Source organism: Pseudomonas sp. MS19 (assembly GCF_013277615.1).
In the GTDB taxonomy this organism is placed as follows: Bacteria; Pseudomonadota; Gammaproteobacteria; order Pseudomonadales; family Pseudomonadaceae; genus Aquipseudomonas; species Aquipseudomonas marincola.
On sequence record NZ_VBTO01000016.1, the window covers coordinates 79,509 to 103,802 of the forward strand.

Below are 24,294 nucleotides of genomic sequence, written 5' to 3' on the forward strand. Positions count from 1 at the left end.
GATTAACTAAGGTGCGCTGCAGGTGCTATTCACAATCAAGGAAATCGACCCGCTGGTTTACCGCCAGCAGACCCGGCGCAGCACCTGGAGCATTGCGCTGCTGTTTGTGCTGCTTGCCCTGGCATTCTCAACCCTTTCCGTGCAGCTGTTCGGCCAGCCGGGAGGCGACAACTTCTATTGGAATCTGGGCGGGGTCATTGTCGCCTTAATGCTGACTATCGCGTTGGTGCGCCAGGTGTTCTGGTCGCAGCCGTGGATGGCGTCGGCGGTCTATGGCTGGCAGCTCAAGCGTAGCCTGCTGCGCATTACCAATGTCATGCACGACGTTAAAGCCGGCGTTGCGGCAGGCGATCCGCTGAGTTTCAAGCTGCTGCGTTTCTATCATTTGGGCGTCAGCCAGATGCACCGTCTGGACGGTAACTCCAGCGATCACGTGCAGATGCTCGCTGAAATCGATCAGCATAAAACTGCGATGCAGGCGTTGAACCTGCCGATTGATCAAACCCAATTCGACAGCCAATGGCTCGAGTCGCTGGCAAAGCACGCCTGATCGACACACCGCCTGGCAGAGCCAAACCAGCCTTGATGGTTTTCCGTCACGGCAGCGCAAGCTCGGGGTTTGGCCAGCCCAAGCTTGCGCTCAGGGTCGTCATTCAAGGTCTCATGGCGCTTGAGAGTTGGTATTATCAGCTGCTGTAAAGACTGGCGCATTTGCGCCTTGCCGGTCACACAGGCCGTAGACACGGCTTGGTTGGCATCTATCGGCGTGCATTTTCTTGGGTGGCTGGACTAATTGGTCGCGAAGCAACGAAAAATCATCCATATCGACTGCGACTGTTTCTACGCCGCGGTAGAGATGCGTGATGATCCAAACCTGGCGAGCAAACCGCTGGCTGTCGGCGGCGCAGCAGACCGGCGCGGAGTCATTGCGACCTGCAATTATGAGGCACGGGCTTATGGTGTGCGCTCGGCAATGGCCACCGGGCATGCACTGAAGCTGTGTCCGGACCTGTATATCGTCAAGCCGCGCTTCGATGTTTATAAAGCTGTATCGCGGGAGATTCATGCAATCTTTCGTGATTACACCGACATTATCGAGCCGCTGTCCCTCGATGAAGCATTTCTCGATGTCACTGACTGCGAGCTTTTTTCGGGCAGTGCAACGCGCATCGCCGCGGACATTCGCCGGCGCGTCTCGCAGACCTTGCACATCACCGTGTCGGCGGGCGTTGCGCCGAACAAGTTTCTCGCCAAGATCGCCAGCGACTGGCGAAAACCCGATGGTTTGTTTGTGATAACACCGCCCGAGGTGGATGCCTTCGTCGCTGAATTAGCGGTGAGCAAACTGCACGGTGTGGGCAAGGTCACTGCCGAAAAGCTCGCTCGTCAGGGTATTTCGACCTGTGCCGATTTACGCACCTGGGACAAGCTTGGCCTGGTGCGCGAGTTCGGCAGTTTTGGTGAGCGGCTCTGGGGGCTGGCGCGCGGGATTGATGATCGCCCTGTGCAAACCGACAGCCGCCGCCAGTCTGTGAGCGTCGAGAATACCTACCTGCAAGACCTGCCAGACTTAAAGGCATGCCTTGAGCAATTGCCGGAGTTGTTGGCCGAACTGGAAAAGCGCATGGCGCGTTTGGATGCCAGCTATCGACCGGATAAACCGTTTGTGAAGGTCAAATTCCATGACTTCACCCAAACCACGCTGGAGCAGGCGGGGGCGCAGCGATCACTGGATAGCTATCAGCTGTTGTTGAGTGGCGCCTATGCGCGAGGCAATAAGCCGGTGCGATTGCTCGGCGTGGGGGTGCGGCTGCAGGATTTGCGCGGCCGGCATGAGCAACTGGAGTTGTTTGAGCGCTAGCGCGTGAGGCAAAACCTGCGCCCGGCTGTAACCAGAGCCGGAGCGCAGATTCTGGCGTGGATCAGTCGTTAACCGGCCACAGGCGAATAGGCTTGCCTTGGGCGGGCCACAAACGCAGCTGGTCGTTCTCGGAGAAGTCCCAGCGCTGCACCTTAGCCAGTGCCTTGAGGAAGCGAGTCTCTTGCTCCATCAATGCAGGCGGGCACATTTTACGGGTACTGCCGGCCTGAACGAAGTTGATCGCTTCGCCATTGCGGTTATAACCCGAGAACCAGTGGTTGCAGCCGGCACTGCCGTAAGCACGGCCGTCGGCGCCGAGGGTAATGGTCAGGTGGCTGTTGTCGATCAGCGGACGTTCGCCGATCCATTCAACTTGATAGGTCTTGTCGGTTTCCAGAGTCACGGGCATGGCTGAGCATCCAATGAGGCTGACACTGAGTAGACTTGTAGCTATGAGTGCTTTCATCGTCATTCCTTCTGACATTTCGGGCAAAGGTGTTTGGCGTCGCGGCGCAGCCAACCCAGCTCGCTAATCCGCGCTTCGGCAGCGCCTGCTTCGGCTTGTTTGCCAAGCGCGGTATCCACGGCAAATTCAAAGTCTAGCTGTTTGCCACAGCTGTCGCAGGTGACCTGCCAGTTATGGATCGCCAGTTCTTTGAAGGCCGGGCCTTTGGCGACGGCGACCCATTGGCCGGGCGGGGTGATCAGGTGACGGACTTTCTCGACCGTCAGGCGCATGCTCAGATCACGGCTGCCTTTGAGGGTGACTTGCAAAGTGTCGCCGTTGTGAATCGAGCCTCCGTTGCCGGTCACTTGATAGCGACCAGCAGCGAGTGCTTTGCATTCAATCAGGGTGTGCTCAGGGTTGAGCAGGTTGTAGCGAAAATCGTGTTCGGCCATGGTTCCTCCAGCTGGACGCAAATGCTATCACGCGCAGGGCTCAACCTGATTGATTGGTGTGCCTTTGGCCCAAGCCTCGATGTTGTCGAGCGTGGTTTGGGCAATGCCCGACAATGCCTCACGGGTCAGAAAAGCCTGATGCGCGGTCAAAATCACATTGGGGAAGGTCAGCAGGCGCGCCAGCACGTCATCCTGCAAGGGCCGATCCGAATAGTCCTCGAAGAACACATCCGCCTCTTCTTCGTACACATCCAGGCCGAGATAACCGAGCTGGCCGCTTTTCAGGGCGCTGATGACGGCGACGGTGTCGATCAGCGCGCCGCGGCCGGTGTTGATCAGCATGGCGCCGGTTTTCATCTGCGCCAGGCGATCGGCATTGATCAGGTGATGCGTGCCTTCGGTGAGTGGGCAATGCAGGCTCATGATATCGCTGCTGCTGATCAGTGTTTCCAGAGTCACCTGGCGGGCGCCCAGTTCACTCAAGCCGCTGACCGGATAAGGGTCGTAGAGCAGGACCTCGCAGCCAAAGCCGTGCATGATCCGGGCAAGTGACAGGCCGATCTTGCCGCAGCCGATTATCCCGACAGTTTTGCCATGCAGGTCAAAGCCGGTGAGGCCATGCAGCGAGAAGTCGCCCTCGCGGGTGCGGTTGAATGCGCGGTGAGTGCGCCGGTTGAGCGTCATGATTAACGCGACCGCATGTTCGGCAACTGCATAGGGCGAGTAGGCGGGCACACGCACGACTGTCAGGCCTAGCTGGCTGGCAGCGTGCAGGTCGACATGGTTGAAACCCGCCGAACGCAAGGCTATCAGGCGTGTACCGCCAGCGGCCAGGCGTTCCAGAACCGGCGCGCTGAGGTCATCATTAATAAATGCGCAAACCACGTCGTAGCCCTCAGCCAGCGCAGCTGTTTCGGCCGAAAGGCGCGCTTCCTGCATTTGCACGTGCCAGGCAGCCGGCATTTCGGCGCTGGCAAAGCTTTCGGTGTCATAGGGCTTGCAGCTAAACAAAATGATGCGCATCTCAGCTCCTTGGTTTCAGATCCGGGCTACTGCTGCACCGCCGAGACTTCCCTGGCCAGTGTTTCTATGGCCGCCTCAAGTGCGTCCAGTGCGCTGTCGACCTCGGGATTTTCCTGTTTGAGAAAGGTTTCGCTGCGCTGACAGGCCGCGCGCAATTGCGGCACGCCGCAGTACCGTGTGGCGCCGTGCAGGCGATGCACGCGCTCAAGCAGCTCATTGCGGTCAGCATCCTTGCGCGCTTGGCGAATCGCCTGTTTATCAGCGGGCAGCCCCGCGATCAGCATGCTCAACATGTCAGCAGCCAAGTCCGCTTTGCCCGCAGCCAGGCGCAGCCCTTCCTCGTTGTCGAGCACTTTGGCGCTGGCAATTGAGACCACAGGTTCCGGCGACGGTTCTGTTGCATATTGGCGCAGGCCCAAACCGGTCCACTTGAGCACCACTTGCGCCAGTTGGCGCTCGCTCACCGGTTTGGTCAGGTAGTCGTCCATGCCGCATTGCAGCAGGGCGCGCTTCTCGTTGGACATCGCATGTGCGGTGAGTGCCACGATCGGCAGCGGCTGGCGCTGATGATCCTGTTCCCACTGGCGAATCTGTTCGGTGGTTTGGCGACCATCCAGACCGGGCATTTGCACGTCCATGAGGATCAGGTCGTAGACGTTCTGCTTGGTCAGCTTGATTGCATCAAAGCCATTGCCGGCCGTGGCTACGTTGGCGCCCATGTCACTCAGCAGGGTCTTTACCAGCAACAAGTTGGCCGGGTTGTCATCGACGCAGAGCACCAGCGGGGCGCGGCTTGGTGCCAGTGTTGGTTGTTCACTGATGGGCTGGCGCGGGCTGATCAGTTCGATCATTGCGCGTTGCAGCTTGCGCGTGCAGGCCGGTTTTGCCTGCAACTGGGTTTGCGTGGACTGCAGAATCTGCTGGTAGATCGCAAGCTCGGTGGTCGGACAAAGCACGATGCTGTTGCAGGACAACTGCTCGAGTGCGCGGATGCATTTATCCAGTTGCTCGGGCGGCAGCTCCAGCGTGCTGGCGCCAATCACGGCCAGTCCAATGGGCTCCGCGCTGTGTTGCGAGCTGGCGACAGCGTCCAGCAGCAGGTCTGGCGTGGCGTAGGCTTCGGCGACCAGCGCGCAATCTTCGAGCTGATGTTGCAGGGCCTGGCGCGCCAGCTCGCGGCTTTCCATCATGGCCACGCGGCGGCCTTGCAGCAGCGGTCGGGGCAGGTCTTCGATGTCATTGCGGGCTTTGGGCAGGTTGATGCTGATCCAGAACTCGGAGCCTTGCCCCGGCGTGCTGTCGACGCCAATTTCGCCGCCCATCTGCTCGATCAGGCGCTTCGAGATCACCAGTCCCAGGCCGCTACCGCCAGCTTGGCGGGACATCGAGTTGTCCGCCTGACTGAATGCCTGAAACAGTGCGCGCAGGTCTTCTTCGCTGAGGCCGATGCCGGTGTCTTGCACGCTGATCCGCAGTTGCGCCCGGTCCTGGGTTTCGTCTTCGAGCATAGCCCGAATCACGATGCTGCCTTCACGCGTGAACTTGATTGCATTGCTGACCAGATTGATCAACACCTGCTTGAGGCGAAGCGGGTCGCCGACCACCGACATTGGCGCATCGCGATACACCAGACTCAGCAGTTCGAGCTGCTTCTCGTGCGCGGTGGGTGCCAGAATGGTCAGGGTTTCCTGCAGCAGGTCGCGCAGGTTGAACGGCATGTTTTCCAGCACCAGTTTGCCGGCTTCGATTTTCGAGAAGTCGAGAATCTCGTTAATGATGCTCAGCAGGCTGTCGGCGGACTTTTCGATGGTGCCAAGGTAATCGTATTGGCGTGGGGTCAGCTCACTTTTCAGCAGCAGGTTGGTGAAGCCCAGAATGCCATTCAGTGGCGTGCGAATTTCATGGCTCATGTTGGCCAGAAATTCGGATTTGATGCGGCTGGCTTCCAGTGCTTCCTTGCGCGCGAAATCCAGTTCGATGTTTTGGATTTCGATGGTTTCGAGGTTCTGGCGCACATCTTCCGTGGCTTGGTCGATGCTGTGCTGCATTTCTTCCTGAGCATTTTGCAGGGCCTCGGCCATGCGGTTGATGCCCGACGCCAGCTCATCCAGTTCGTGACTGCCGAGCAACGGCAAGCGGGTGTCGAGCTTGCCTTCTTTAAGCTGGGCAACCCGTTGCTTGATCAGCAACAGCGGCTCGTTAATCGTGCGGCTCATGCGGAACGCCAACATGGCGGTTACCAGCAAACCGGCCAGGGTCAGCAGCAGGGTGGTTAGCAGGCTGCGGTAACCGGCGATCAGCGTGCTGTGGCGTGACATCTCCAGTTCGACCCAACCGAGCTGGTCGTGTTTGCGCTCGGCATTGTTATCGCCACTCAGGCTCATGTGGAAGTCGAACACCGGGTACATGATGCGCGTGGTGTCTTCGAGGTTGACCTCACCCAGAATCGCTTCGCCCGCGAACGGGGAAGGGCCGAGCATATTCGGCCCGGCATGTGCCAGCGGTGAGCGGTCCATGCCCTGAAAGCTGATGGAGCGCACATCGGGTTGATCAAGGCCGTGATTGGCGACGCGCTGGAGCAGGGCCCGGTCAGTACTTTTCAGTGCTGGCGCGGCCAGTGTGGCCAGCTGCTCGCTGATCATCTGGCCGCGCTGCTGCAGTTGCTCCTGCAAACTGGACAGTTGCAGCCAGGTGAAATACCCGCCCAGAACCAACGCCAACAGGCTGGTTGGTAGCAGGGTGAGCATGAGGACGCGGCCTTTAATGCCGAGGTCGTTGAACACGCTAACGTTCCTTGAAATGAGTGGTGGCGTACTAGTGGCCGCCAGAGCGTGATTAAACCACTTTCTTGCTTGATGACCCTACACAGCGTGGCCAAAAGCGTATTCGGGTGTTTCATGGCGCGCGTTATAAACGCGCGATCTGCCGGTTAATCGTCCGCAAATCTGGTTGAAATGCACGGCAGGGCTTTAGTCGATTATCGGCTGGCGCTGTTTGCCGGTATTATAGGCGCCCCTGTTGTTGCCCGGACTCGATTGACGCCATGACTTTGCAGTTTCCGACTATCGCCGATTGTATCGGTGAGACCCCGCTGGTGCGCTTGCAGCGCTTGCCAGGGGAAACCTCCAATACGTTGCTGGTCAAGCTTGAAGGCAATAACCCGGCGGGCTCGGTAAAAGACCGTCCGGCGCTTTCAATGATTACCCGAGCGGAGTTGCGCGGCGATATTCAGCCGGGCGATACGCTGATTGAGGCGACCTCCGGTAACACCGGGATTGCGCTGGCGATGGCGGCGGCGATCAAGGGTTACAAGATGATCCTGATCATGCCGGACAACTCGACAGCCGAGCGCAAGGCGGCCATGACGGCCTATGGCGCCGAGCTGATTCTGGTGTCGCGCGAAGACGGTATGGAAGGTGCGCGGGATCTGGCTGAAAGCCTGCAGCGCGGCGGCCGTGGCAAGGTGCTGGATCAGTTCGGGAACACCGATAACCCGCAAGCGCATTATACCGGCACCGGCCCGGAAATCTGGCGGCAAACCCAAGGGCAGGTGACGCATTTCATCAGCTCAATGGGCACCACCGGCACGATCATGGGGGTTTCGCATTACCTCAAAGAGCAAAATCCCAACGTGCAGATTATTGGCTTGCAGCCGCAGGAAGGCTCCGCCATTCCGGGCATCCGCCGCTGGCCGGAAGAATACCTGCCGAAGATTTTCCAGTCTGAGCGGGTTGATCAAATTGTCGACATGACCCAGCTCGAAGCCGAGAACGTGATGCGCCGCCTGGCCCGCGAAGAAGGTATTTTCTGTGGCGTTTCATCCGGTGGCGCCGTAGCCGCGATGCTGGAGTTGTCGAAGCAGGTAGAAAACGCGGTGATGGTGGCGATTATCTGTGACCGTGGCGACCGTTATCTTTCGACGGGCGTGTACGACACGCCGCACGCCTGATGGCCAAGAAAACCTCGGGCCTGCGTTTCCAGCCCAGCGGCGGCACGCGTGCGCCACAAGTCCCTGTGGGCAAAAAGCAGAAGCTGGCGGTTGAGCGGTTGGCCAACGATGGCCGTGGCATTGCCTTTATCGAAGGCCGCACCTGGTTTGTTTCCGGTGCGTTGCCTGGCGAACAGGTTGAGGCGCGGGTTGTGGGCGCGCGCAGTCAGGTTGTCGAGGCGCGTACCGAGCGGGTGTTGCAGGCCAGTGCCGAGCGCCGCGACGAGCCGTGTCAGTACGCTAAAACCTGTGGCGGTTGCAGCGTGCAGCATATGAGTCACGCCGATCAGTTGGCGCTCAAGCAGCGCCTGTTGGCCGAGCAATTCAGTCGCCTGGCTGATGGCCTCGCGCCGCAAGCGTGGGCCGAGCCGTTGTCTGGCGCCGAGTTTGGCTATCGTCGGCGCTGCCGGATTGCCGTGCGCATGGACAGCAAAAGTCGTCAGTTGAGTGTGGGTTTTCGCGCGGCTTCCAGTCAGGAGATCATTTCGATAGACGACTGTCCGGTACTGGTACAGCCCTTGCAGCCTATTTTGCGTGCGTTGCCCGAGACGCTGTCGGCCCTTGAAAAGCCGCAGTCGATTGGTCATGTCGAGTTATTCAGTGGCACCGCCTGCGCGGTTCTGGTGCGCCACACTCAGGCGTTAAGCGAGGCCGACACGGCGCGGTTGCAGGCTTTTTGCGCCGCTCACGATGCGCAGCTCTGGTTGCAGGGCGCGGGTGATCCGGCGCCGTTAAATCCCGAGCACCAATTGGCGTTTGCATTGTCCGAGTGGAATGTCGAACTCGCCTATCGGCCAGGTGACTTTGTTCAGGTCAACGAACAGGTGAATCAGGCAATGGTCGCTCAGGCATTGGCCTGGCTCGCGCCTAAAGCTGGTGAGCGGGTGCTGGATCTGTACTGCGGTCTGGGTAACTTTGCCTTGCCGTTGGCGCGTTTCGCCGATCAGGTTGTGGCGGTTGAAGGCGTTGAAGGTATGGTTGAGCGGGCTCGCGAGAATGCCCGCAGCAATCAACTGGAAAACGTTGAAGTGCATTGCGCTGACTTATCCGAGCCATTGGCGGCGGCTGATTGGGCCACCGGTGGCTTTGCTGCCGTGCTGCTCGATCCGCCGCGTGATGGCGCGTATCAGGTGGTCAAGCAGATGACGAGTCTGGGTGCGCAGAGAGTGGTTTATGTGTCGTGCAACCCGACCACGCTGGCCCGCGACAGCCTTGAGTTGCAAGCGCAGGGCTATCGACTGGAGCGTGCCGGTATTCTCGACATGTTCCCGCAAACGGCGCATGTCGAGGCGATGGCGTTATTTGTAAAGGGTTAAGCGCTGTTGTGGATTGAGCAGCGATTAAACCCGGTAAGTGCGGTAAATACAGTTATAAGTTGTGGCCGTTTTGTGATTGCGCTGGCCTTGCAAGGGCCTATATTGATTGATCACAGCTTATGACGTTCACGGACGTGAAGGATCCGTCTGACGTGGTTTAACCACCGGCCCGTAGAAGGCTGGGTATGACTCGGTGTAACAGATGTACACCGTAGGGAAGGTAAGTGACATGGTTCAAGTGAGAGCGCATCAGCCGATCAACGAAGACGGCAGCATCAACCTTGAGGCCTGGCTGGATCACGTGCTGAGCGTTGATCCGGCACTTGACCGCAATGCTTTGCGTGAGGCCTGCGTGTTTGCCCGCGAAGCTGAACAGCAAGCCAACGCGGCGCAGAATCTCTGGGCAGAGGGCGCGTCGAGTTTCCGCGTGGGGCTGGAGATTGCCGAAATTCTCGCCGACCTGCGCCTTGATCAGGACTCCCTGGTCGCTGCACTCATCTACCGGGGTGTTCGCGAGGGCACTTTCAGCCTGGCCGATGTGCATCAGCGTTTCGGGCCGGTGGTTTCCAAACTGATCGACGGCGTGCTGCGCATGGCCGCCATCAGCGCCAGTATGAACCCGCGTGATTCACTGGTTCTGGGCTCGCAGGCTCAGGTCGAGAACCTGCGCAAAATGCTCATCGCAATGGTCGATGATGTGCGCGTGGCACTGATCAAGCTGGCCGAACGGACCTGCGCCATTCGTGCCGTCAAGCAAGCTGACGACGAGAAGCGCCAGCGTGTTGCCCGTGAAGTATTCGACATCTATGCGCCGCTCGCGCACCGCCTCGGCATCGGCCATATCAAGTGGGAACTGGAGGACTTGTCGTTCCGCTACCTCGAGCCGGAACAGTACAAGCAGATCGCAACCCTGCTGCATGAGCGCCGTCTGGATCGCGAGCATTACATTAACGAGGTCATGAGCCAGCTGCGTTCCGAGTTGACCGATACCGGCATCGAGGCCGATATCAGCGGGCGCGCCAAGCATATCTATTCCATCTGGCGGAAGATGCAGCGCAAAGGCCTGCAGTTCAGTCAGATATACGATGTCCGTGCAGTTCGTGTGCTGGTACCCGCCGTGCGCGATTGCTACACCGCGCTGGGTATCGTGCACACCTTGTGGCGGCACATTCCCAAGGAATTTGACGACTACATCGCCAACCCCAAAGAGAACGGTTACCGCTCGCTGCACACTGCCGTGCTTGGCCCGGAAGGCAAGGTGCTGGAGGTACAGATTCGTACCCACGCCATGCACGAAGAGGCTGAGCTGGGAGTTTGTGCGCACTGGCGTTACAAAGGCACCGACGTCAACTCGAGCTCCAACCATTACGAAGAGAAAATCTCCTGGCTGCGTCAGGTGCTCGAGTGGCATGAAGAACTGGGTGATATCGGCGGGTTGGCCGAGCAGTTGCGCGTGGATATCGAACCCGACCGGGTGTATGTATTCACCCCGGATGGCCACGCAATCGATCTGCCCAAAGGCGCCACGCCGCTGGACTTCGCGTATCGGGTGCACACCGAAATTGGCCATAACTGCCGGGGCGCGAAGATCAACGGGCGCATTGTGCCGCTCACTTACAGCCTGCAAACCGGCGAACAAGTTGAAATCATCACCAGCAAGCATGGCACGCCAAGCCGTGACTGGTTGAACTCCAACCTCGGCTATGTGACCACGTCACGGGCGCGGGCGAAGATTGTTCACTGGTTCAAGATGCAGGACCGCGACCAGAACGTGGCGGCGGGTAAAGCCATGCTTGAGCGTGAGTTAGGCCGGCTGGGCTTGCCATCTGTCGACTTTGAGAAGTTGGCTGAGAAAGCCAATCTGAAGACTGCCGAAGACCTGTTCGCATCACTCGGGGCAGGTGATGTGCGCGTGGTGCATGTCATGCATCTTGCCCAGCAGATGGTCGAGCCGGAGCGCAGCGAGCAACTGGAGCTGATTCCACGTAAAGCGCTGGGCTTCAAGCCGGGCAAGCGTGGTGATATTCAGATTCAGGGCGTCGGCAACCTGCTCACACAGATGGCGGGATGCTGTCAGCCATTGCCGGGCGATCCGATTGTGGGCTACATCACTCAGGGGCGTGGCGTCAGTATTCACCGTCAGGACTGTGCCTCGGTGCTGCAACTGGCCGGGCGCGAGCCGGAGCGGATCATTCAGGTGACATGGGGCCCGGTGCCGGTACAAACCTATCCGGTGGATGTGGTCATCAAGGCTTACGACCGCTCGGGGTTGCTGCGTGACGTCACGCAGATTCTGCTCAACGAGAAGCTCAATGTGTTGGCGGTTAATACCCAGTCCAATAAAAACGACAACACCGCGACCATGTCGATTACCGTCGAGATTCCGGGGTTGGATGCCTTGGGTCGCTTGCTTGGGCGTATCTCGCAGTTGCCGAATATCATTGAAGCACGGCGCCTGCGCTCGGTCTCATAACTTCGACTGAACTGTCGGACCGAACTGTCGGGACGGAGCGCTTGGGCAATCCGTTCCGGCAACGCTTTTAGCGGTGTTGCTCAATCAGCTTTTGCGGCGATTGGGATAGCCATCGGTTATCAATCGCTGGCCCATCACCGCTGCGCAACCGGGGTGGAGCAGGATCGTTTTTTGCTGGTGATGATTGGCGAATCCGTTGTAGTAAACGGCGCTGTTGGTCAGCTTGCCGCCACACTCGAAACACACTTCTTGTTCCTGCATACGCTCAAGCGGCAATTGCTCTTCGGAAAACTGTGCGACAAAAGTCATGGTGTTCACCTTGAGTGGGGACACTTCATTTATTAAGTCATTTTGGCGTATATGCAAGCCAGACCGTTATCGTGAGGCCATTCAAGGTAATCGCTTAGGCTTAAAAGCAGATTCATGCAGACGTAAAAAAGGCGCCGGGTAGGGCGCCTTTTTAATGTGGCTAACAGCACGCCTGGGTAATGGCGAGGAGCCTGGGTACTGCTTAGCTGATGCGGTTAGCGCCGGTACGGTCGAAACCGTCTTCGGCTACGCGGTTGGCGCCGGTACGGTCAAAGCCATCTTCGGCTACGCGGTTAGCGCCAGTGCGGTCAAAACCGTCTTCAGCGACGCGGTTGGCGCCGGTACGGTCAAAGCCATCTTCGGCTACGCGGTTAGCGCCAGTGCGGTCGAAACCGTCTTCAGCGACGCGGTTGGCGCCGGTACGGTCAAAGCCATCTTCGGCTACGCGGTTCACGCCAGTGCGGTCGAAGCCGTCTTCAGCGACGCGGTTGGCGCCGGTGCGGTCAAAGCCGTCTTCAGCGACGCGGTTGGCGCCGGTACGGTCGAAACCATCTTCGGCTACGCGGTTGGCGCCGGTACGGTCGAAACCATCTTCGGCTACGCGGTTAGCGCCAGTGCGGTCAAAGCCGTCTTCGGCAATACGGTTAATGCTGGTGCGGTCGAAACCGTCTTCGGCAACACGGTTGACGCCAACATGGTCTGCGCCGTCAGCAGCGATGCTGATGGTGGCGGAGTCCACTGTTGGGGTAGTCAGTGGCAAGGCAAAAGCGCTGGTGGTAAGGGTGGCCAGGATCACGCTAGCTAGGATTTGCTTTTTCATTGTGTTGCTCCTCGTGGGGGCGATGTAAGTTGATGGGTTTAGTTTCACTTAAAAGAATTTGATCAAGAAGACACGAGTGAGCATGGTAATTATCAATGTTTTTAATAGTTGGTTATGGCCGCTCTAGCGCGGCCTTCTATAGATTTTTTGAGGCGTTTTTTTAAGCGCTTGTGGGATTTTAAAGATAGGTTTTAAATATCGAATTAATTGATGAAATTGATCTCGCAGCGCACACAACCCGCAAAAGTACGGTGTATGTGCTTGATATCTTGAACAGCTGGTGCGTATTTTGTACGCGCAGTCTCTAAACCCCGTTTTTCGCGCAAATAAGGATAAGAACACATGAGCACCGCTAGCCGCCCTGCACTGGAAGAACTACTTCGCGGCGTTGATGAAATTGAATGCGTAACCCCTGACCTCAATGGTGTTCCGCGCGGGAAGGTGATGACCGCCGATGGCTTTCTCGAAGGCCGTCGTTTGCAATTGGCACGCGGCGTATTGCTGCAGTGCATGATGGGTGGATACCCCGAAGCCAAGTTTTATGGCAGTGATGACAGCGATCTGGCCCTCAATGCAGTGGCCGGGCAAATTCATCGCCTGCCCTGGAGTGACACGCCGCGTGCCTTCGCCATCTGTGATGCGGATGAGTTTGATGGCAACAGCTCAGGCCTTTCGACTCGTGGTCTGCTGAAGAAAATAGTGGCGCGTTATGCCGCGCACGGCTGGCAGCCCGTGGTCGCCACCGAGCTTGAGTTTTTCATCTTTGCCGCCAACCCGGATCCGCAAAAACCATTTCAGCCGCCGGTTGGTCTTGATGGTCGCCGTGAAGATGGCGGCAGCGCGTTCAGCGTCAGCTCGAACAGTGGCCTGCGACCGTTCTTTAGCGAAGTGTATAAATGCATGGAGGCGGTAGGCCTGCCGCGTGACACCTTTATGCATGAGATGGGCGTTAGTCAGTTCGAGATCAACCTGCTGCACGGCGATCCGCTCCTGCTCGCCGACCAGACGTTCCTGTTCAAGCACCTGCTCAAAGAGGTTGCCCTCAAGCACGGCCTGACCGTGGTGTGCATGGCCAAGCCGTTGGCCAACACACCGGGCAGCTCGATGCACATTCACCAGAGTGTGGTCGAGCAGGGCACCGGCAAGAATATCTTCACCGCCGCTAATGGTGAGGCTACACCGGCGTTCTATCACTTTATTGGCGGCCAGCAGGCTGCGATGGCCGATTTCACCTTGCTGTTTGCACCGCACGTGAACTCCTATCAGCGCCTGTTCCACCCTTATGCATCGCCCAACAATGCGTGCTGGTCGGAAGACAACCGCGCGGCAGGCTTGCGTATTCCGGCAAGTTCGCCGGTTGCGCGACGGGTCGAGAACCGTCTGGCCGGTGCTGACGCCAACCCGTATCTGGCACTGGCTGCCAGCCTGGCGGCGGGCCTGCATGGTCTTGAGCGCGAGTTGCAGCCGACGCCGCCGATTCAGGGCGACTTCGATGTGCCGCGCGAAATGAAGCTGCCGAACAATATGCAGTCGGCTATTGAGCGCCTGCAGAATAGTCAGTTGGCTGTCGAAACTTTTGGCGCCGAGTTTGTCGAAGGCTACATCGCCACCAAAAACATGGAGCTGACCAGCTTCTTTGAAGAGATCACGCCTTGGGAGCGTCGCGTGCTGGCGGCTCATGCCTGATTAGCGTCACCGGTCCAGTCACCTGAGCGCTGCAAAAAAGCCAGTTGCACACTCTGCAACTGGCTTTTTTCATGATGAATCCCTGTTGTGAGGTGATTTTTCAGATTTATACGGCGCTTGAACCGCTAATTCGTTAGGCTGCGCGATTTCACGTAACCTCGCATCCTTACGCTGCGTCTATCCTCATATCGCCAGCACATGCGTGCCCATCTCTGTGTTTGAGCCCTGTTGCTCGCGCAGCTGCTACTTAGGAGTTTTTCAGCGGCCATGACCCTGATTTTGAAGTCGTTTAGTTCATTGTATTTCGCCAGTCTGTTGATGCTCTTCGGCTCGGGCTTGCTAAGTACGTATTTGGGCTTGCGCCTTGCAGAAACAGCCGATGGTTTTTGGGTGGGTGCCTTGATGGCGGCCAACTATCTGGGTCTGGTGGTGGGCGGCAAACTTGGTCATCACCTGATCGCCCGGGTCGGGCATATCCGCGCCTATGTTGCCTGCGCGGGCGTGGTGACGGCTGCGGTATTGGTGCACGGCCTGACGGATTCCTTGCCGATATGGATCGCCCTGCGTTTGCTGGTGGGTGTGTGCATGATGTGCCAGTACATGGTGGTCGAGAGCTGGCTCAATGAGCAGGCCGACACCCAGCAGCGTGGCCAAGTGTTCGCCTGTTACATGGGCGCCTCCTACATGGGGCTTATTTTTGGTCAGCTGGTGCTGGTCGTGCACCCCGGTTTGGGCACTGATCTATTGATGATCATCGCCCTGTGTTTTGCCTTGTGTCTGGTGCCGGTCGCGCTCACGCAAAAACTCCACCCGGCCGCGCTGCATCCGGCGCCTATCGAGATGCGCTTCTTCCTTAAGCGTTTGCCGCTGTCTTTGCTGACGATTGCGGTTGCCGGTTTGATGATTGGCTCGTTCTATGGTCTCGCACCTTTATACGGCGCGCGCTATGGCCTCACGACCGAGCAAATCGGTATGTTCATGGGCTGCTGCATTTTTGCCGGGCTTATCGTTCAGTGGCCGCTGGGTTGGCTTTCGGACCGGATCGACCGGGTTAAACTGATTCGTACTTGCTCGGGGCTTTTGGCTATCGCCGCGCTGCCGTTGGCGATCTTTGCGCAGTTACCTATTTGGGGCCTGTTTGCCGCCGGTTTTGCCGTGAGCATGTTGCTGTTTTGTCTTTATCCGCTGGCTGTGGCGTTTGCCAACGACCACGTCGAGAACGAGCGTCGGGTTTCGCTTACCGTAATGCTGCTGGTGACATTCGGCTTGGGAGCGGCGATTGGCCCGCTGCTGGTCGGCGTACTGATGCGCTTCTACGGCCCCAATATGCTTTACGCATTCTTTGTCGGCTGTGGCCTGCTGTTGTTCTGGCGGGTTAAGTGCAAGAACGTCACCAACGATCATCAGGTACAGGAAGCGCCGCTGCACCACATTGCGATGCCCGATGCCATCTCCAGTTCGCCGTTGGTTGCCGCGCTCGACCCGCGTATCGACGAGCACTTCGTGCAGGAGCAAATGTGCGATGAGCCTGAAGAGATTTGCGCACAGCGCGAAGCAGATGAAGCCGCTGCGGCGATCTTCGAAGCCGAGGCTGCTGCGGCCGCCGAGGTGGTTATCGGTGCGGCAACCGATGTCGGTAACGTGCATTTGGCCAGCGTTGATCTGGCGGTTGTGGAGCCTGAGGTGAGCGAGGTTTGGGCGGCCGGCACCACCCAGATAGACAGCGCCAATATTCAGGATCTTTACACCGATATCCCCCTTGGCGAGACCGATGAACAGCAAGCTGACGCTTCCTCTGAGCCTGAAGAGCCCGGCTCGGCAGAACCGCAAGTCAGCATTCCAGCGGCAGGCACGCCTCTCGCCGGTACGCTGTCGCAGGGTGAGGCGATTGACGGCGCCAACTCGGCTGGCACCGAGAACGATGCGCCCGCCAACCCTGATAAGCGGGATTAATAATGGCTGAGCTGCTCAGTATCGTGATTCCTGCGCGTAATGAGCGCGAGGCGTTGCCCCTGCTGCTGAACGACCTGGCGCCGTTACGCAGCGCTGGTGCCGAGATCATCGTGGTTGATGGCGGCAGCACCGATGGCACCCCTGAGCGGGTCGCGCCACTGGTTGATAAATTGCTGCAAAGTGCGCCAGGGCGCGCCCGGCAGATGAATGCCGGTGCGGCGGCAGCCAGCGGCGACTACCTGTGGTTTGTTCACGCCGATACGCGTGTGAGTGCAGCGGCATTGCAACGTTTGCTTGATACCCTGCTCAAGCGTCCGCTTTGGGGGCGTTTTGATGTGCGGCTCTCCAGTGGCGGGCCGTCTTTGCGCCTGATAGGAACGATGATTAACCTGCGCTCGCGGCTGACCGGTGTCGCCAGTGGTGATCAAGCGATATTCATCAAGCGCGAGGTGTTTGCGCAACATGCTGGTTTTGCCGATATTGCCCTGATGGAAGACATTGAACTGAGCCGCCGCATGAAGCGCCTGCAACGCCCAGTCTGCTTGCGTCCGGCATTGCTGACCTCAAGCCGGCGTTGGGAGACCAACGGAGTTTGGCGTACTGTATGGCTAATGTGGAGGCTGCGTTTGGCCTATTATTGCGGCGCTAATCCCGATCAGTTAGCGCGCGACTATCAGCGAGGTTCTCGCTCATGAGTTTGTCGATTTCACTGCACATGCTCGCACGCTCGCCCATTCCCGGGCGCGTAAAGACCCGGCTGATCCCGGCGTTGGGGCCTGAGGGTTCATGCGACTTGCAGCGCCTGATGCTGGAGCGGGCGATGCGCCTGCCGGCAGAGGGTTTCAGTGACCGTTTTATCTGGCTGGACGACGGCCCGGATGAAAGCGTTCAGGCGCTTGCCGATGAGCATGGCTGGACGCTGGTGGAGCAGCCGGCCGGTGATCTTGGCGAGCGTATGCGAACCATTGCAGCCTTGGGGCTCGCCGGTAGCGACGCGGTCATGCTGATCGGCAATGACTGCCCCGCGCTGGATGGCGAATACCTGCAACAAGCCTGTTCCGCGCTGAGCAAGAATCCTGCGGTGATTGGCCCGGCCGAAGATGGCGGTTATGTGCTGCTCGGCTTGCGCCAGCTCGATCCGCTGCTGTTCAGTGATATGCCTTGGGGCACAGAGAAGGTTTTACGCAAAACCTGCCAGCGTTTGCGCCAGCTCGGTTGGGCGCATCATCTGCTGGACCCGTTATGGGATGTCGATCGCCCGGAGGACTTGCCACGTTTGGCAAGTCTGGGGATTCGCATCGAGGTGTGAGTCAGCTCAGAGAAAACTTTCGCTTTCGAAGCGGCGTGCTTCGCGCTGGAGTTGGTAGACGAAACGCTCGATATTGCGCTGAATCAACCCCTCCATCCGGTAGAAGCGGGCGCCCACGATGGTCGTATCAAGTTTTTCGTCATAGCTGATATGGCGCAGTTCCACCGCCGTGGTGATTGCGCCAAACGGCAGTTTGGCGGTGAACTTTTCATACACCTGGCCGGATTGCAGTGACTCGCTGACATCGCCCTTGATCTTCAGCTTGCAGCCCGTCGCCGAGATATCCTGAAGTCCCCCGTTGAGGGCTTTGCGCAATTTGTTTCCCGCCAGTTCAATCTCGACCACGTCCGATTGCTTGAGCGGTGCGCGATAGGCGCTGCGGCGTTGGTAGTAGCTGATTTCCAGCGGCAAAGGGGCGATGTAGCAGCGTGAGCTTCCCTGATCGGTGATTTGGGTTGCGCGGTCACATTCCCAGGCGATGCGCACGCCATCATGGAACGCCTGAACTGCATATTGCTCGCCGTTTTTAAGGAAACGTTCGCCATCGTTGGGCACCAGTTCGTCCAGGATCAGACGGCCGTTGTCACTGTCCACCTCCACAATGAAACTCTGGAAGCGCTGATTGCGACCATTGAAGCTGAGTACCAACGGCTGATTGCTGTCCTGCAGGAGGCGCAAGTTGGCGACGATCTCTGCATGAGCTTTCAGCAGCTTCGGTGGCTGCGGGCCGTCGGTATCTTGGAAAGGGCTGGACACGCTAGATAATTCTCCATGACATGCCGTGGTCGGACGCAGCGAGTGCATCAGGTCGGCGGCGTCTTATTATTTAAGCTTGGCTCAGTGGTCGTTGCTGCCCGGTGCGAGAGGTGCCACCGGTGCTGTCGTAGAGCGTTGGGGCGCTGTCGTTGCCGCGCAGGATGCCGAGCATTGATCGGGTCGATGCCTGGCTTGTGCGGATCAAACGGCCGTTGCGAAGATTGCCAGCTTGGCAACGTTCGAGCAACAGGGACAGGGCTTCGCTTTGTGTCAGCAAGTCAGCACCGACGCCACTGTTGGCAGCGACGCTCTGCAGGCCGGCGCGATCTGCCGTCAGGCCCAGTTCCAGTAACAACTGGCTACGGGCTTTGGCATTCTGGTCGAGCAGCGCCAGCAGCGGCGTTTTCGCGCTCAGAAGGCTGTCGAGTTGTTTCAGGTCGCGCTCGCCAAGGGCCGTGAACTCGCGGTCGATCAATTCGGCAAGTTGCTCGGCAGTGATCATGTCGGCGTTAATCAACTGCAACAGTTTGGTGTCGTGCATCACAGGCTCTAGGTAGTTGCAGACGGTCGCGCAGGCAGTAACTGCCTGTGTTTCCGGCTGTCAGGCGTCCAACACACCAGGGCCGCCCGTGGGCTAGCGCTGGGATTCTAGGTTCAGCAGTTTGCTGGCAACTCGCTGATTGTCTATTTGGTAGCTGCCGTCAGCAATGGCTTGCTTGAGTTTGGCTACACGCTCGCTGTCGACAACCGGCGTTGATTTCAGGTCTTCCGTGGCTTTTTGCATGTGCTGGGCTTCACTGCTGAGCTTGACGGACTCGCCGCCTGCAGCCTTGCCGGTTTCGGCAGCGCTGGTGGCCGGGTCTTTAATCGTATCAGTGCCAGATTTGGCTGCGCCGGTACGGCCGGTATTACCCGGAGTAGGTGCGTTGATTGGGCGATTTAAGTCGATGACCATAGTTCGAAACCTCAGGCAGTGAATGGACGCTTACACAGTATTTCGGTCTCATTCGCAAAAACTTTAGCCTTTTTGATAAAAAATCTCATTGGCAAGGCGAAGCCGGTATTTCGGGTGATGCCTGTCGCGCAGTTTAATCCAGCAAGTGCTTAACCGACAGCCTGCACCTCTATTAAACCAGACGCGCGTCACTTACATGTTGACCTCAACCTGTCCCGGCCCGGTTACGCGAGCCTTTACCACCCGACTCGAGCGCACATTACGCACGCTGATCTGGCGGCCAACTGCGCCATCAGACAACGCTTCTCCGGGCATTCTGACCTGAATGCCACCCGAACTGGCGGTGATGGTGACTTGATCGCCGCGCCGGACCGCTTCTGCCAGTTCGATTGTGGCCGGTGTGAGCACTTGGTCCGGGCGCAGGGTGCGCGTCAGTTTTTTGCCGAGCGCCTGATTGAGCGAGGTCAGATAGCCTTGATTGAGGCTGCCGATGTCGCGTTCGGCCAGTGCAATATCTGCCGAACTTAATACCGCTCGTCGCTTAAGTGGGCGCTGGGCGATCACTACGTCGCGATACAGATGTACCTCGCCCGGTACAAACACCGTCCAACGGGCTGTGCTGTCACAGCGCACGCGCATGGTGACACGGCCCACTGGCTCGCTGGGGCTTTCGAGGGTGACAGTCAAATCATTGTCGCAGGTCGGCAGGCGCAAACGCGGGTCTATGCGCTTGATCTCGATCTCGTGACGGCCGCTGATAGAGCTGCGTTGTAAATAGTCGCTCACGGACAGCTCAAGAAACTCGCGGGTCGCGCCGATAAGCTGGTCAGACAAGGTTGTTGCCTGTGCTGAAAGGCTCAGCGCGCCAATTAATGCGCCTGTGAGGTAGCGGCCTTGAAGTGATCGGCGCCAGTATGTCGTCGTTTTTGCATTCATGCGAAGTCAAAAGCAAGCCCCGTGCCGTCTGCACGACTGAGCGCAATGTTGGTTACTCAGGCAAAGGAGTTTGGGTATGGTCGGTATCATGGATTCAGTCAACCAGCGCACGCAGCTGGTCGGCCAGAATCGCCTGGAGCTGTTGCTGTTTCGCCTTAACGGCAAGCAGATCTACGGGATTAACGTGTTCAAGGTGAAAGAGGTGCTGCAGTGCCCGAAACTCACCTGCATGCCGCGCTCGAACCCTGTGGTGCGTGGCGTTGCGAATATTCGTGGCGGGACGATTCCGATCATTGACCTGTCGATGGCAACCGGCAAACGTGCGCTGGCAGACCTTGAAAGCAGCTTTGTGATCATCACCGAATACAACACCAAGGTTCAGGGGTTTCTGGTCGGTGCGGTGGAACGCATCGTCAACATGAACTGGGAAGCGATTCATCCGCCACCCAAGGGAACCGGCCGCGACCATTACCTGACGGCAGTGACGCAGCTGGAGAATAATCTGGTCGAGATCATTGACGTCGAAAAGGTGCTGGCTGAAGTGTCGCCGACATCCGAGGTCATCTCGGTCGGGGTTGTCGATCAGCAGACCCAGGACCTTGCGGTGAACAAGCATGTGTTGATCGTCGATGACTCATCGGTGGCGCGCAAGCAGGTCATGCGTTGTCTGCAGACTGTGGGTGTTGAGGTCACGGCCCTGAATGATGGGCGTCAGGCGCTGGATTATCTGCGCGGCATGCTTGATCAAGGCCGCTCGCCCAGCGATGAATTGTTGATGCTGATATCCGACATCGAAATGCCGGAAATGGACGGCTACACCCTGACCGCGGCTATTAGAGATGACAGTCGTTTGGCCGGTTTGCACATTCTGCTGCACACCTCGTTGTCTGGTGTCTTCAACCAGGCAATGGTCAAGAAGGTTGGCGCGGATGATTTCCTGGCCAAGTTCCGCCCCGATGATCTGGCGATGCGAGTCGTCGAGCGCATCAATGGTGCCGTCGAGCCCGCGTAAGCCGGCTCGAACATCCGGCGGCAGTGCGCTGCCGGATATTGGTCATTTGTTATACAACTCATGTAAAGTCGCCAAGACTTTCATATTAAGCAGGGCTGACGATTGTCTTCAGGTAATTTGGATTTTGATCAGTTCCGGGCTTTTCTGGAAAAGGCTTGCGGCATTCTGTTGGGTGCCAACAAGCAGTATCTGGTGTCCAGCCGGCTGAACAAGTTGATGGCCCAGCACGGCATCACAACGCTTGGTGAGTTGGTTCAACGCATGCAGAGCGCTCCGCGCAGTGGTTTGCGCGAGCAGGTTGTGGATGCCATGACCACTAACGAAACGCTGTGGTTTCGCGATACTTATCCCTTCGAAGTGCTGAAGAAACGTCTGTTGCCCGAGATGATCAAGACGTTCCCCGGCCAGCGCTTGCGCATCTGGTCGGCCGCCTGTTCGTCGGGGCAAGAGCCTTATTCGCTGTCGATGAGCATCGATGAATTCGAGAAGAGCAACATCGGTCAGTTGCGCGGAGGCGTGCAGATTGTCGCGACCGACCTGTCGCCGTCGATGCTGGCAAACTGCAAGACCGGCGAGTACGACAGCCTGGCCATCGGCCGTGGCTTGTCGCCAGACCGGCTCAATCGTTATTTCGATGTGAAGGCGCCAGGTCGCTGGCAGGTCAAGCCAGCAATCAAAAGCCGCGTCGAGTTTCGCCCGTTAAACCTGCTCGATAGCTACGCCGGGTTGGGCAAGTTCGACATCGTGTTTTGCCGCAACGTGCTGATCTACTTCTCGGCCGAGGTAAAGCGCGACATCCTCACCCGCATGCACGCGACATTGAAGCCGGGCGGTTATCTGGTGTTAGGCGCATCGGAGGCGCTTAACGGCCTGCCCGAGTTGTTCCAGATGGTGCAGTGCAGCCCGGGCATCATCTACAAGGTCAAGTGATTCGCTCGTTCCACACGGTGCTTTGCTGATGTTTGATGAGTGACGGATTAACCGCGGGTTAATCCGTCATTTTTGTATTCGGGGTATGCCAGGGTTTTGCTTGATGCGATACCTGCGATACCCCTTCGCGTGAACCATACATTGACGCCAATATCGCCCGACGGATTGCCCCGCAGGGGCTATCCATCCTCCGGTTGTGCGGCGAACGCTGCAACAGCGTAAATCCTGCGCCCAACCCACGGCGGACCACGGCTGACCACGACGGAGGATGGATAAGCCGCAGGCTAATCCGTCATAGCGATCTATGGGCTGCGGCTGGATATTGCTGGAGGCGGGGTGCATGGCATGAAATGCGGGCGTGCGCCGTGTTGCCTCCTCGCGTGAATCATGCATTGCCGCCAATATCGTCCGACGGATTGCCCCGCAGGGGCTATCCATCCTCCGGTTGTGTGGCGATCGCAGCGACAGCGCAAATCTTGCGTCTCACCTGCGGCGGACCACGGCGGACCACGGCGGAGGATGGATAAGCCGCAGGCTAATCCGTCATAGCGATCTGTCGGTTGCGGCTGATTGTGCTTGATGCGGGGCGCATGGCTTGAAATGCGGGCGTGCGCGGTGATCCCCCTTCGCGTGAGCCATGCATTGACGCCGATATCGCCCGACGGATTGCCCTGTTGGGGCTATCCATCCTCCGGTTGTGTGGTGATCGCAGCGCCTACACAAATCCCGCGCCCCACCTGCGGCGGACCACGGCGGACCACGGCGGAGGATGGATAAGCCGCAGGCTAATCCGTCATGGCGATCTATGGGGTGCGGCTGGATTTTTGCTTGATGCGGGGTGGGTGTTGCGGGTTGTGCGCGGTGATGCCTCCTTGCGTGAATTATGTGTTGTTGCCGATATCGCCCGACGGATTGCCCTGTTGGGGCTATCCATCCTCCGGTTTGGGTTGGTTTGGGTTGGTTGGTTTCGATTGAGCTTGGATTGGTTTTGACGCGGTGTGGCGGGCGGCAAGGTTGTCTCATCTGCTTGCCGCATGCGGAAAAGCCTTGCCGCTTTGCCTCTTCATTCGCTGCTTTAAATATCCAAGATGCTGATTTATATGGGTTTTTAATAATGGCACAGGGTTTGCTATATGACTTGCACAGATCAACTGGCAAGGCTAACGGCAAAGGTTCCTGAGTATGAGCATCAGCTTCGAAAGCGCTCTCGGCATCCACGAAAAAGCACTGGGCTTCCGCGCTCAGCGTGCAGAAGTGCTGGCCAACAATATGGCTAACGCTGACACGCCTAATTACAAAGCGCGTGATCTCGACTTTGCCTCGGTTCTCGCCGAGCAGGCGGGCGCCAACAAGAACGCCATGAGCGGCCTCAACGTGACCAACAGCCGGCACATTGCCGCTGACACGGTGTCGTTCAGCACTGAGAGCCTCAAGTACCGCACACCGCTTAGCCCTTCGCTGGATCAGAACACCGTCGATGAGCAACTTGAGCAATCCAACTACGCGCAGAACGCGGTGGATTTCCAGGCCAGCTTCACCTTGCTCAACAGTAAATTCAAAGGGCTCGTCAGCGCCCTGCGCGGCGAATAAAGGAGCCTGATGCCATGTCACTAGCAAGCGTATTCAATATTGCCGGTACCGGTATGAGTGCTCAGAGCACGCGCCTCAATACCATTTCGAGCAACATCGCCAACGCCGAGACCGTGTCCTCAAGCCTGGATCAGACCTATCGCGCGCGCCATCCGGTGTTTGCCACCGTGCTCGGCCAGCAGGCGGCAGGCGGTGACCGTGGCTCGCTGTTCGCCGAGCAGGATGAAGCCGGTCGTGGTGTGCAGGTGCTGGGCATTGTCGAAGATCAAAGCACCTTGATGCCGCGTTACGAGCCGAACCATCCGGCGGCGGATAAAGACGGCTACGTCTACTACCCGAACGTCAATGTGGTTGAAGAAATGGCCGACATGATCTCTGCCAGCCGGGCTTTTCAGACCAACGCCGAAATGATGAATACCGCCAAACAAATGTTGCAGAAGGTCCTGACCCTGGGTCAGTGAGCCATCCGTGAGGGAA

Annotated in this window: 22 protein-coding genes and 1 pseudogene; 13 read left to right on the plus strand and 10 right to left on the minus strand. The window is 58.2% G+C overall.

Annotation, left to right across the window (positions count from 1 at the left end):
• The first annotated feature begins 22 nt into the window (after window positions 1-22).
• Window positions 23-550, plus strand: coding sequence for a DUF3087 family protein (locus tag FEZ62_RS17305; protein WP_172929201.1), 528 nt, complete (start codon window positions 23-25; stop codon window positions 548-550).
• A gap of 243 nt (window positions 551-793) precedes the next feature.
• The gene (dinB, locus tag FEZ62_RS17310) at window positions 794-1,861 is read left to right on the plus strand and encodes a DNA polymerase IV (protein WP_150547265.1); all 1,068 of its coding nucleotides are present in this window, start codon (window positions 794-796) and stop codon (window positions 1,859-1,861) included.
• Between the two features lie 61 nt (window positions 1,862-1,922).
• Here dinB and FEZ62_RS17315 read toward each other — a convergent pair whose 3' ends face one another.
• From FEZ62_RS17315 to FEZ62_RS17330, 4 genes are read right to left on the minus strand one after another with little or no spacing between them, the layout of a single operon-like run.
• Entirely contained in the window at window positions 1,923-2,327 is a 405-nt protein-coding gene (locus FEZ62_RS17315; protein WP_172929203.1) for an META domain-containing protein, read from the minus strand.
• Window positions 2,328-2,329: 2 nt separating this feature from the next.
• The gene (locus FEZ62_RS17320; protein WP_069899223.1) at window positions 2,330-2,761 is read right to left on the minus strand and encodes a hypothetical protein; all 432 of its coding nucleotides are present in this window, start codon (window positions 2,759-2,761) and stop codon (window positions 2,330-2,332) included.
• Between the two features lie 27 nt (window positions 2,762-2,788).
• Window positions 2,789-3,784 carry a 2-hydroxyacid dehydrogenase gene (locus FEZ62_RS17325; RefSeq protein ID WP_172929205.1) on the minus strand — a complete coding sequence of 332 codons (996 nt, stop codon included), beginning with the start codon at window positions 3,782-3,784 and terminating at the stop codon, window positions 2,789-2,791.
• 26 nt (window positions 3,785-3,810) lie between these two features.
• A complete protein-coding gene (locus tag FEZ62_RS17330; RefSeq protein WP_069899219.1) occupies window positions 3,811-6,567 on the minus strand; it encodes an ATP-binding protein in 2,757 nt (918 codons plus the stop codon).
• Window positions 6,568-6,827: 260 nt separating this feature from the next.
• Between FEZ62_RS17330 and cysM the strand changes: the two genes are divergently transcribed.
• The 3 genes from cysM to relA all read left to right on the plus strand — a co-directional run bounded on the left by cysM (window position 6,828) and on the right by relA (window position 11,561).
• The gene (gene cysM, locus FEZ62_RS17335) at window positions 6,828-7,733 is read left to right on the plus strand and encodes a cysteine synthase CysM (RefSeq protein ID WP_090508690.1); all 906 of its coding nucleotides are present in this window, start codon (window positions 6,828-6,830) and stop codon (window positions 7,731-7,733) included.
• The gene (gene rlmD, locus FEZ62_RS17340; RefSeq protein ID WP_172929212.1) at window positions 7,733-9,088 is read left to right on the plus strand and encodes a 23S rRNA (uracil(1939)-C(5))-methyltransferase RlmD; all 1,356 of its coding nucleotides are present in this window, start codon (window positions 7,733-7,735) and stop codon (window positions 9,086-9,088) included. The genes cysM and rlmD overlap by 1 nt, the downstream gene beginning before the upstream one ends.
• 229 nt (window positions 9,089-9,317) lie before the next feature.
• Window positions 9,318-11,561 (plus strand): GTP diphosphokinase, encoded by a 2,244-nt coding sequence (gene relA / locus FEZ62_RS17345; RefSeq protein WP_090508688.1) that lies wholly within the window; start codon window positions 9,318-9,320, stop codon window positions 11,559-11,561.
• An 84-nt stretch (window positions 11,562-11,645) separates the two neighbouring features.
• Here relA and FEZ62_RS17350 read toward each other — a convergent pair whose 3' ends face one another.
• Both FEZ62_RS17350 and FEZ62_RS17355 read right to left on the minus strand, forming a co-directional pair.
• The gene (locus FEZ62_RS17350; protein ID WP_172929214.1) at window positions 11,646-11,870 is read right to left on the minus strand and encodes a hypothetical protein; all 225 of its coding nucleotides are present in this window, start codon (window positions 11,868-11,870) and stop codon (window positions 11,646-11,648) included.
• Between the two features lie 202 nt (window positions 11,871-12,072).
• Window positions 12,073-12,690, minus strand: coding sequence for a phage infection protein (locus tag FEZ62_RS17355; protein WP_172929216.1), 618 nt, complete (start codon window positions 12,688-12,690; stop codon window positions 12,073-12,075).
• A gap of 444 nt (window positions 12,691-13,134) precedes the next feature.
• On the opposite strand from FEZ62_RS17355, the gene FEZ62_RS17360 reads away from it, so the two are divergent.
• The 4 genes and pseudogenes from FEZ62_RS17360 (at window position 13,135) to FEZ62_RS17375 (ending at window position 17,638) form a co-directional block, all read left to right on the plus strand.
• The gene (locus FEZ62_RS17360) at window positions 13,135-14,376 is read left to right on the plus strand and encodes a glutamine synthetase family protein (protein WP_170860548.1); all 1,242 of its coding nucleotides are present in this window, start codon (window positions 13,135-13,137) and stop codon (window positions 14,374-14,376) included.
• 267 nt (window positions 14,377-14,643) lie between these two features.
• Window positions 14,644-15,906: pseudogene (locus FEZ62_RS17365) on the plus strand (MFS transporter); the annotation flags it as partial.
• A gap of 425 nt (window positions 15,907-16,331) precedes the next feature.
• On the plus strand, window positions 16,332-17,024 hold the full coding sequence (locus tag FEZ62_RS17370; RefSeq protein WP_172929220.1) for a TIGR04283 family arsenosugar biosynthesis glycosyltransferase: 693 nt from the start codon (window positions 16,332-16,334) through the stop codon (window positions 17,022-17,024).
• The gene (locus tag FEZ62_RS17375) at window positions 17,021-17,638 is read left to right on the plus strand and encodes a TIGR04282 family arsenosugar biosynthesis glycosyltransferase (protein WP_069899203.1); all 618 of its coding nucleotides are present in this window, start codon (window positions 17,021-17,023) and stop codon (window positions 17,636-17,638) included. The genes FEZ62_RS17370 and FEZ62_RS17375 overlap by 4 nt, the downstream gene beginning before the upstream one ends.
• Window positions 17,639-17,644: 6 nt before the next feature.
• Here the strand turns inward: FEZ62_RS17375 and FEZ62_RS17380 are convergent, their stop codons facing one another.
• The 4 genes from FEZ62_RS17380 to flgA form a co-directional block, all read right to left on the minus strand.
• Entirely contained in the window at window positions 17,645-18,394 is a 750-nt protein-coding gene (locus tag FEZ62_RS17380) for a flagellar brake protein (RefSeq protein WP_172929224.1), read from the minus strand.
• Between the two features lie 70 nt (window positions 18,395-18,464).
• Entirely contained in the window at window positions 18,465-18,935 is a 471-nt protein-coding gene (locus tag FEZ62_RS17385) for a flagellar protein FlgN (RefSeq protein ID WP_172929225.1), read from the minus strand.
• A gap of 93 nt (window positions 18,936-19,028) precedes the next feature.
• Window positions 19,029-19,349, minus strand: a complete 321-nt coding sequence (flgM, locus tag FEZ62_RS17390; protein ID WP_069899197.1) for a flagellar biosynthesis anti-sigma factor FlgM — start codon at window positions 19,347-19,349, stop codon at window positions 19,029-19,031.
• A 192-nt stretch (window positions 19,350-19,541) separates the two neighbouring features.
• Complete coding sequence (gene flgA / locus FEZ62_RS17395; protein WP_150547253.1) at window positions 19,542-20,285, minus strand: flagellar basal body P-ring formation chaperone FlgA; 744 nt, start codon at window positions 20,283-20,285, stop codon at window positions 19,542-19,544.
• A 76-nt stretch (window positions 20,286-20,361) separates the two neighbouring features.
• Here flgA and FEZ62_RS17400 point away from each other — a divergent pair, with 76 nt between their 5' ends.
• From FEZ62_RS17400 to flgC, 4 genes are all read left to right on the plus strand, one after another.
• Window positions 20,362-21,297 carry a chemotaxis protein CheV gene (locus tag FEZ62_RS17400; protein WP_172929226.1) on the plus strand — a complete coding sequence of 312 codons (936 nt, stop codon included), beginning with the start codon at window positions 20,362-20,364 and terminating at the stop codon, window positions 21,295-21,297.
• A 102-nt stretch (window positions 21,298-21,399) separates the two neighbouring features.
• Window positions 21,400-22,227 (plus strand): protein-glutamate O-methyltransferase CheR, encoded by an 828-nt coding sequence (cheR, locus tag FEZ62_RS17405; RefSeq protein ID WP_069899191.1) that lies wholly within the window; start codon window positions 21,400-21,402, stop codon window positions 22,225-22,227.
• Window positions 22,228-23,409: 1,182 nt separating this feature from the next.
• Window positions 23,410-23,817 carry a flagellar basal body rod protein FlgB gene (gene flgB, locus FEZ62_RS17410; RefSeq protein ID WP_090508679.1) on the plus strand — a complete coding sequence of 136 codons (408 nt, stop codon included), beginning with the start codon at window positions 23,410-23,412 and terminating at the stop codon, window positions 23,815-23,817.
• A gap of 14 nt (window positions 23,818-23,831) precedes the next feature.
• On the plus strand, window positions 23,832-24,278 hold the full coding sequence (gene flgC, locus FEZ62_RS17415) for a flagellar basal body rod protein FlgC (RefSeq protein WP_069899187.1): 447 nt from the start codon (window positions 23,832-23,834) through the stop codon (window positions 24,276-24,278).
• The last annotated feature ends 16 nt before the right edge of the window (window positions 24,279-24,294 follow it).

Coding starts and splice junctions, on each gene's coding strand:
- FEZ62_RS17315 (WP_172929203.1), bottom strand. CDS start 2,327: ATGAAAGCACTCATAGCTACAAGTCTACTCAGTGTCAGCCTCATTGGA.
- FEZ62_RS17320 (WP_069899223.1), bottom strand. CDS start 2,761: ATGGCCGAACACGATTTTCGCTACAACCTGCTCAACCCTGAGCACACC.
- FEZ62_RS17325 (WP_172929205.1), bottom strand. CDS start 3,784: ATGCGCATCATTTTGTTTAGCTGCAAGCCCTATGACACCGAAAGCTTT.
- cysM (WP_090508690.1), top strand. CDS start 6,828: ATGACTTTGCAGTTTCCGACTATCGCCGATTGTATCGGTGAGACCCCG.
- rlmD (WP_172929212.1), top strand. CDS start 7,733: ATGGCCAAGAAAACCTCGGGCCTGCGTTTCCAGCCCAGCGGCGGCACG.
- relA (WP_090508688.1), top strand. CDS start 9,318: ATGGTTCAAGTGAGAGCGCATCAGCCGATCAACGAAGACGGCAGCATC.
- FEZ62_RS17350 (WP_172929214.1), bottom strand. CDS start 11,870: ATGACTTTTGTCGCACAGTTTTCCGAAGAGCAATTGCCGCTTGAGCGT.
- FEZ62_RS17355 (WP_172929216.1), bottom strand. CDS start 12,690: ATGAAAAAGCAAATCCTAGCTAGCGTGATCCTGGCCACCCTTACCACC.
- FEZ62_RS17360 (WP_170860548.1), top strand. CDS start 13,135: ATGACCGCCGATGGCTTTCTCGAAGGCCGTCGTTTGCAATTGGCACGC.
- FEZ62_RS17370 (WP_172929220.1), top strand. CDS start 16,332: ATGGCTGAGCTGCTCAGTATCGTGATTCCTGCGCGTAATGAGCGCGAG.
- FEZ62_RS17375 (WP_069899203.1), top strand. CDS start 17,021: ATGAGTTTGTCGATTTCACTGCACATGCTCGCACGCTCGCCCATTCCC.
- FEZ62_RS17385 (WP_172929225.1), bottom strand. CDS start 18,935: ATGCACGACACCAAACTGTTGCAGTTGATTAACGCCGACATGATCACT.
- flgM (WP_069899197.1), bottom strand. CDS start 19,349: ATGGTCATCGACTTAAATCGCCCAATCAACGCACCTACTCCGGGTAAT.
- flgA (WP_150547253.1), bottom strand. CDS start 20,285: ATGAATGCAAAAACGACGACATACTGGCGCCGATCACTTCAAGGCCGC.
- FEZ62_RS17400 (WP_172929226.1), top strand. CDS start 20,362: ATGGTCGGTATCATGGATTCAGTCAACCAGCGCACGCAGCTGGTCGGC.
- flgB (WP_090508679.1), top strand. CDS start 23,410: ATGAGCATCAGCTTCGAAAGCGCTCTCGGCATCCACGAAAAAGCACTG.
- flgC (WP_069899187.1), top strand. CDS start 23,832: ATGTCACTAGCAAGCGTATTCAATATTGCCGGTACCGGTATGAGTGCT.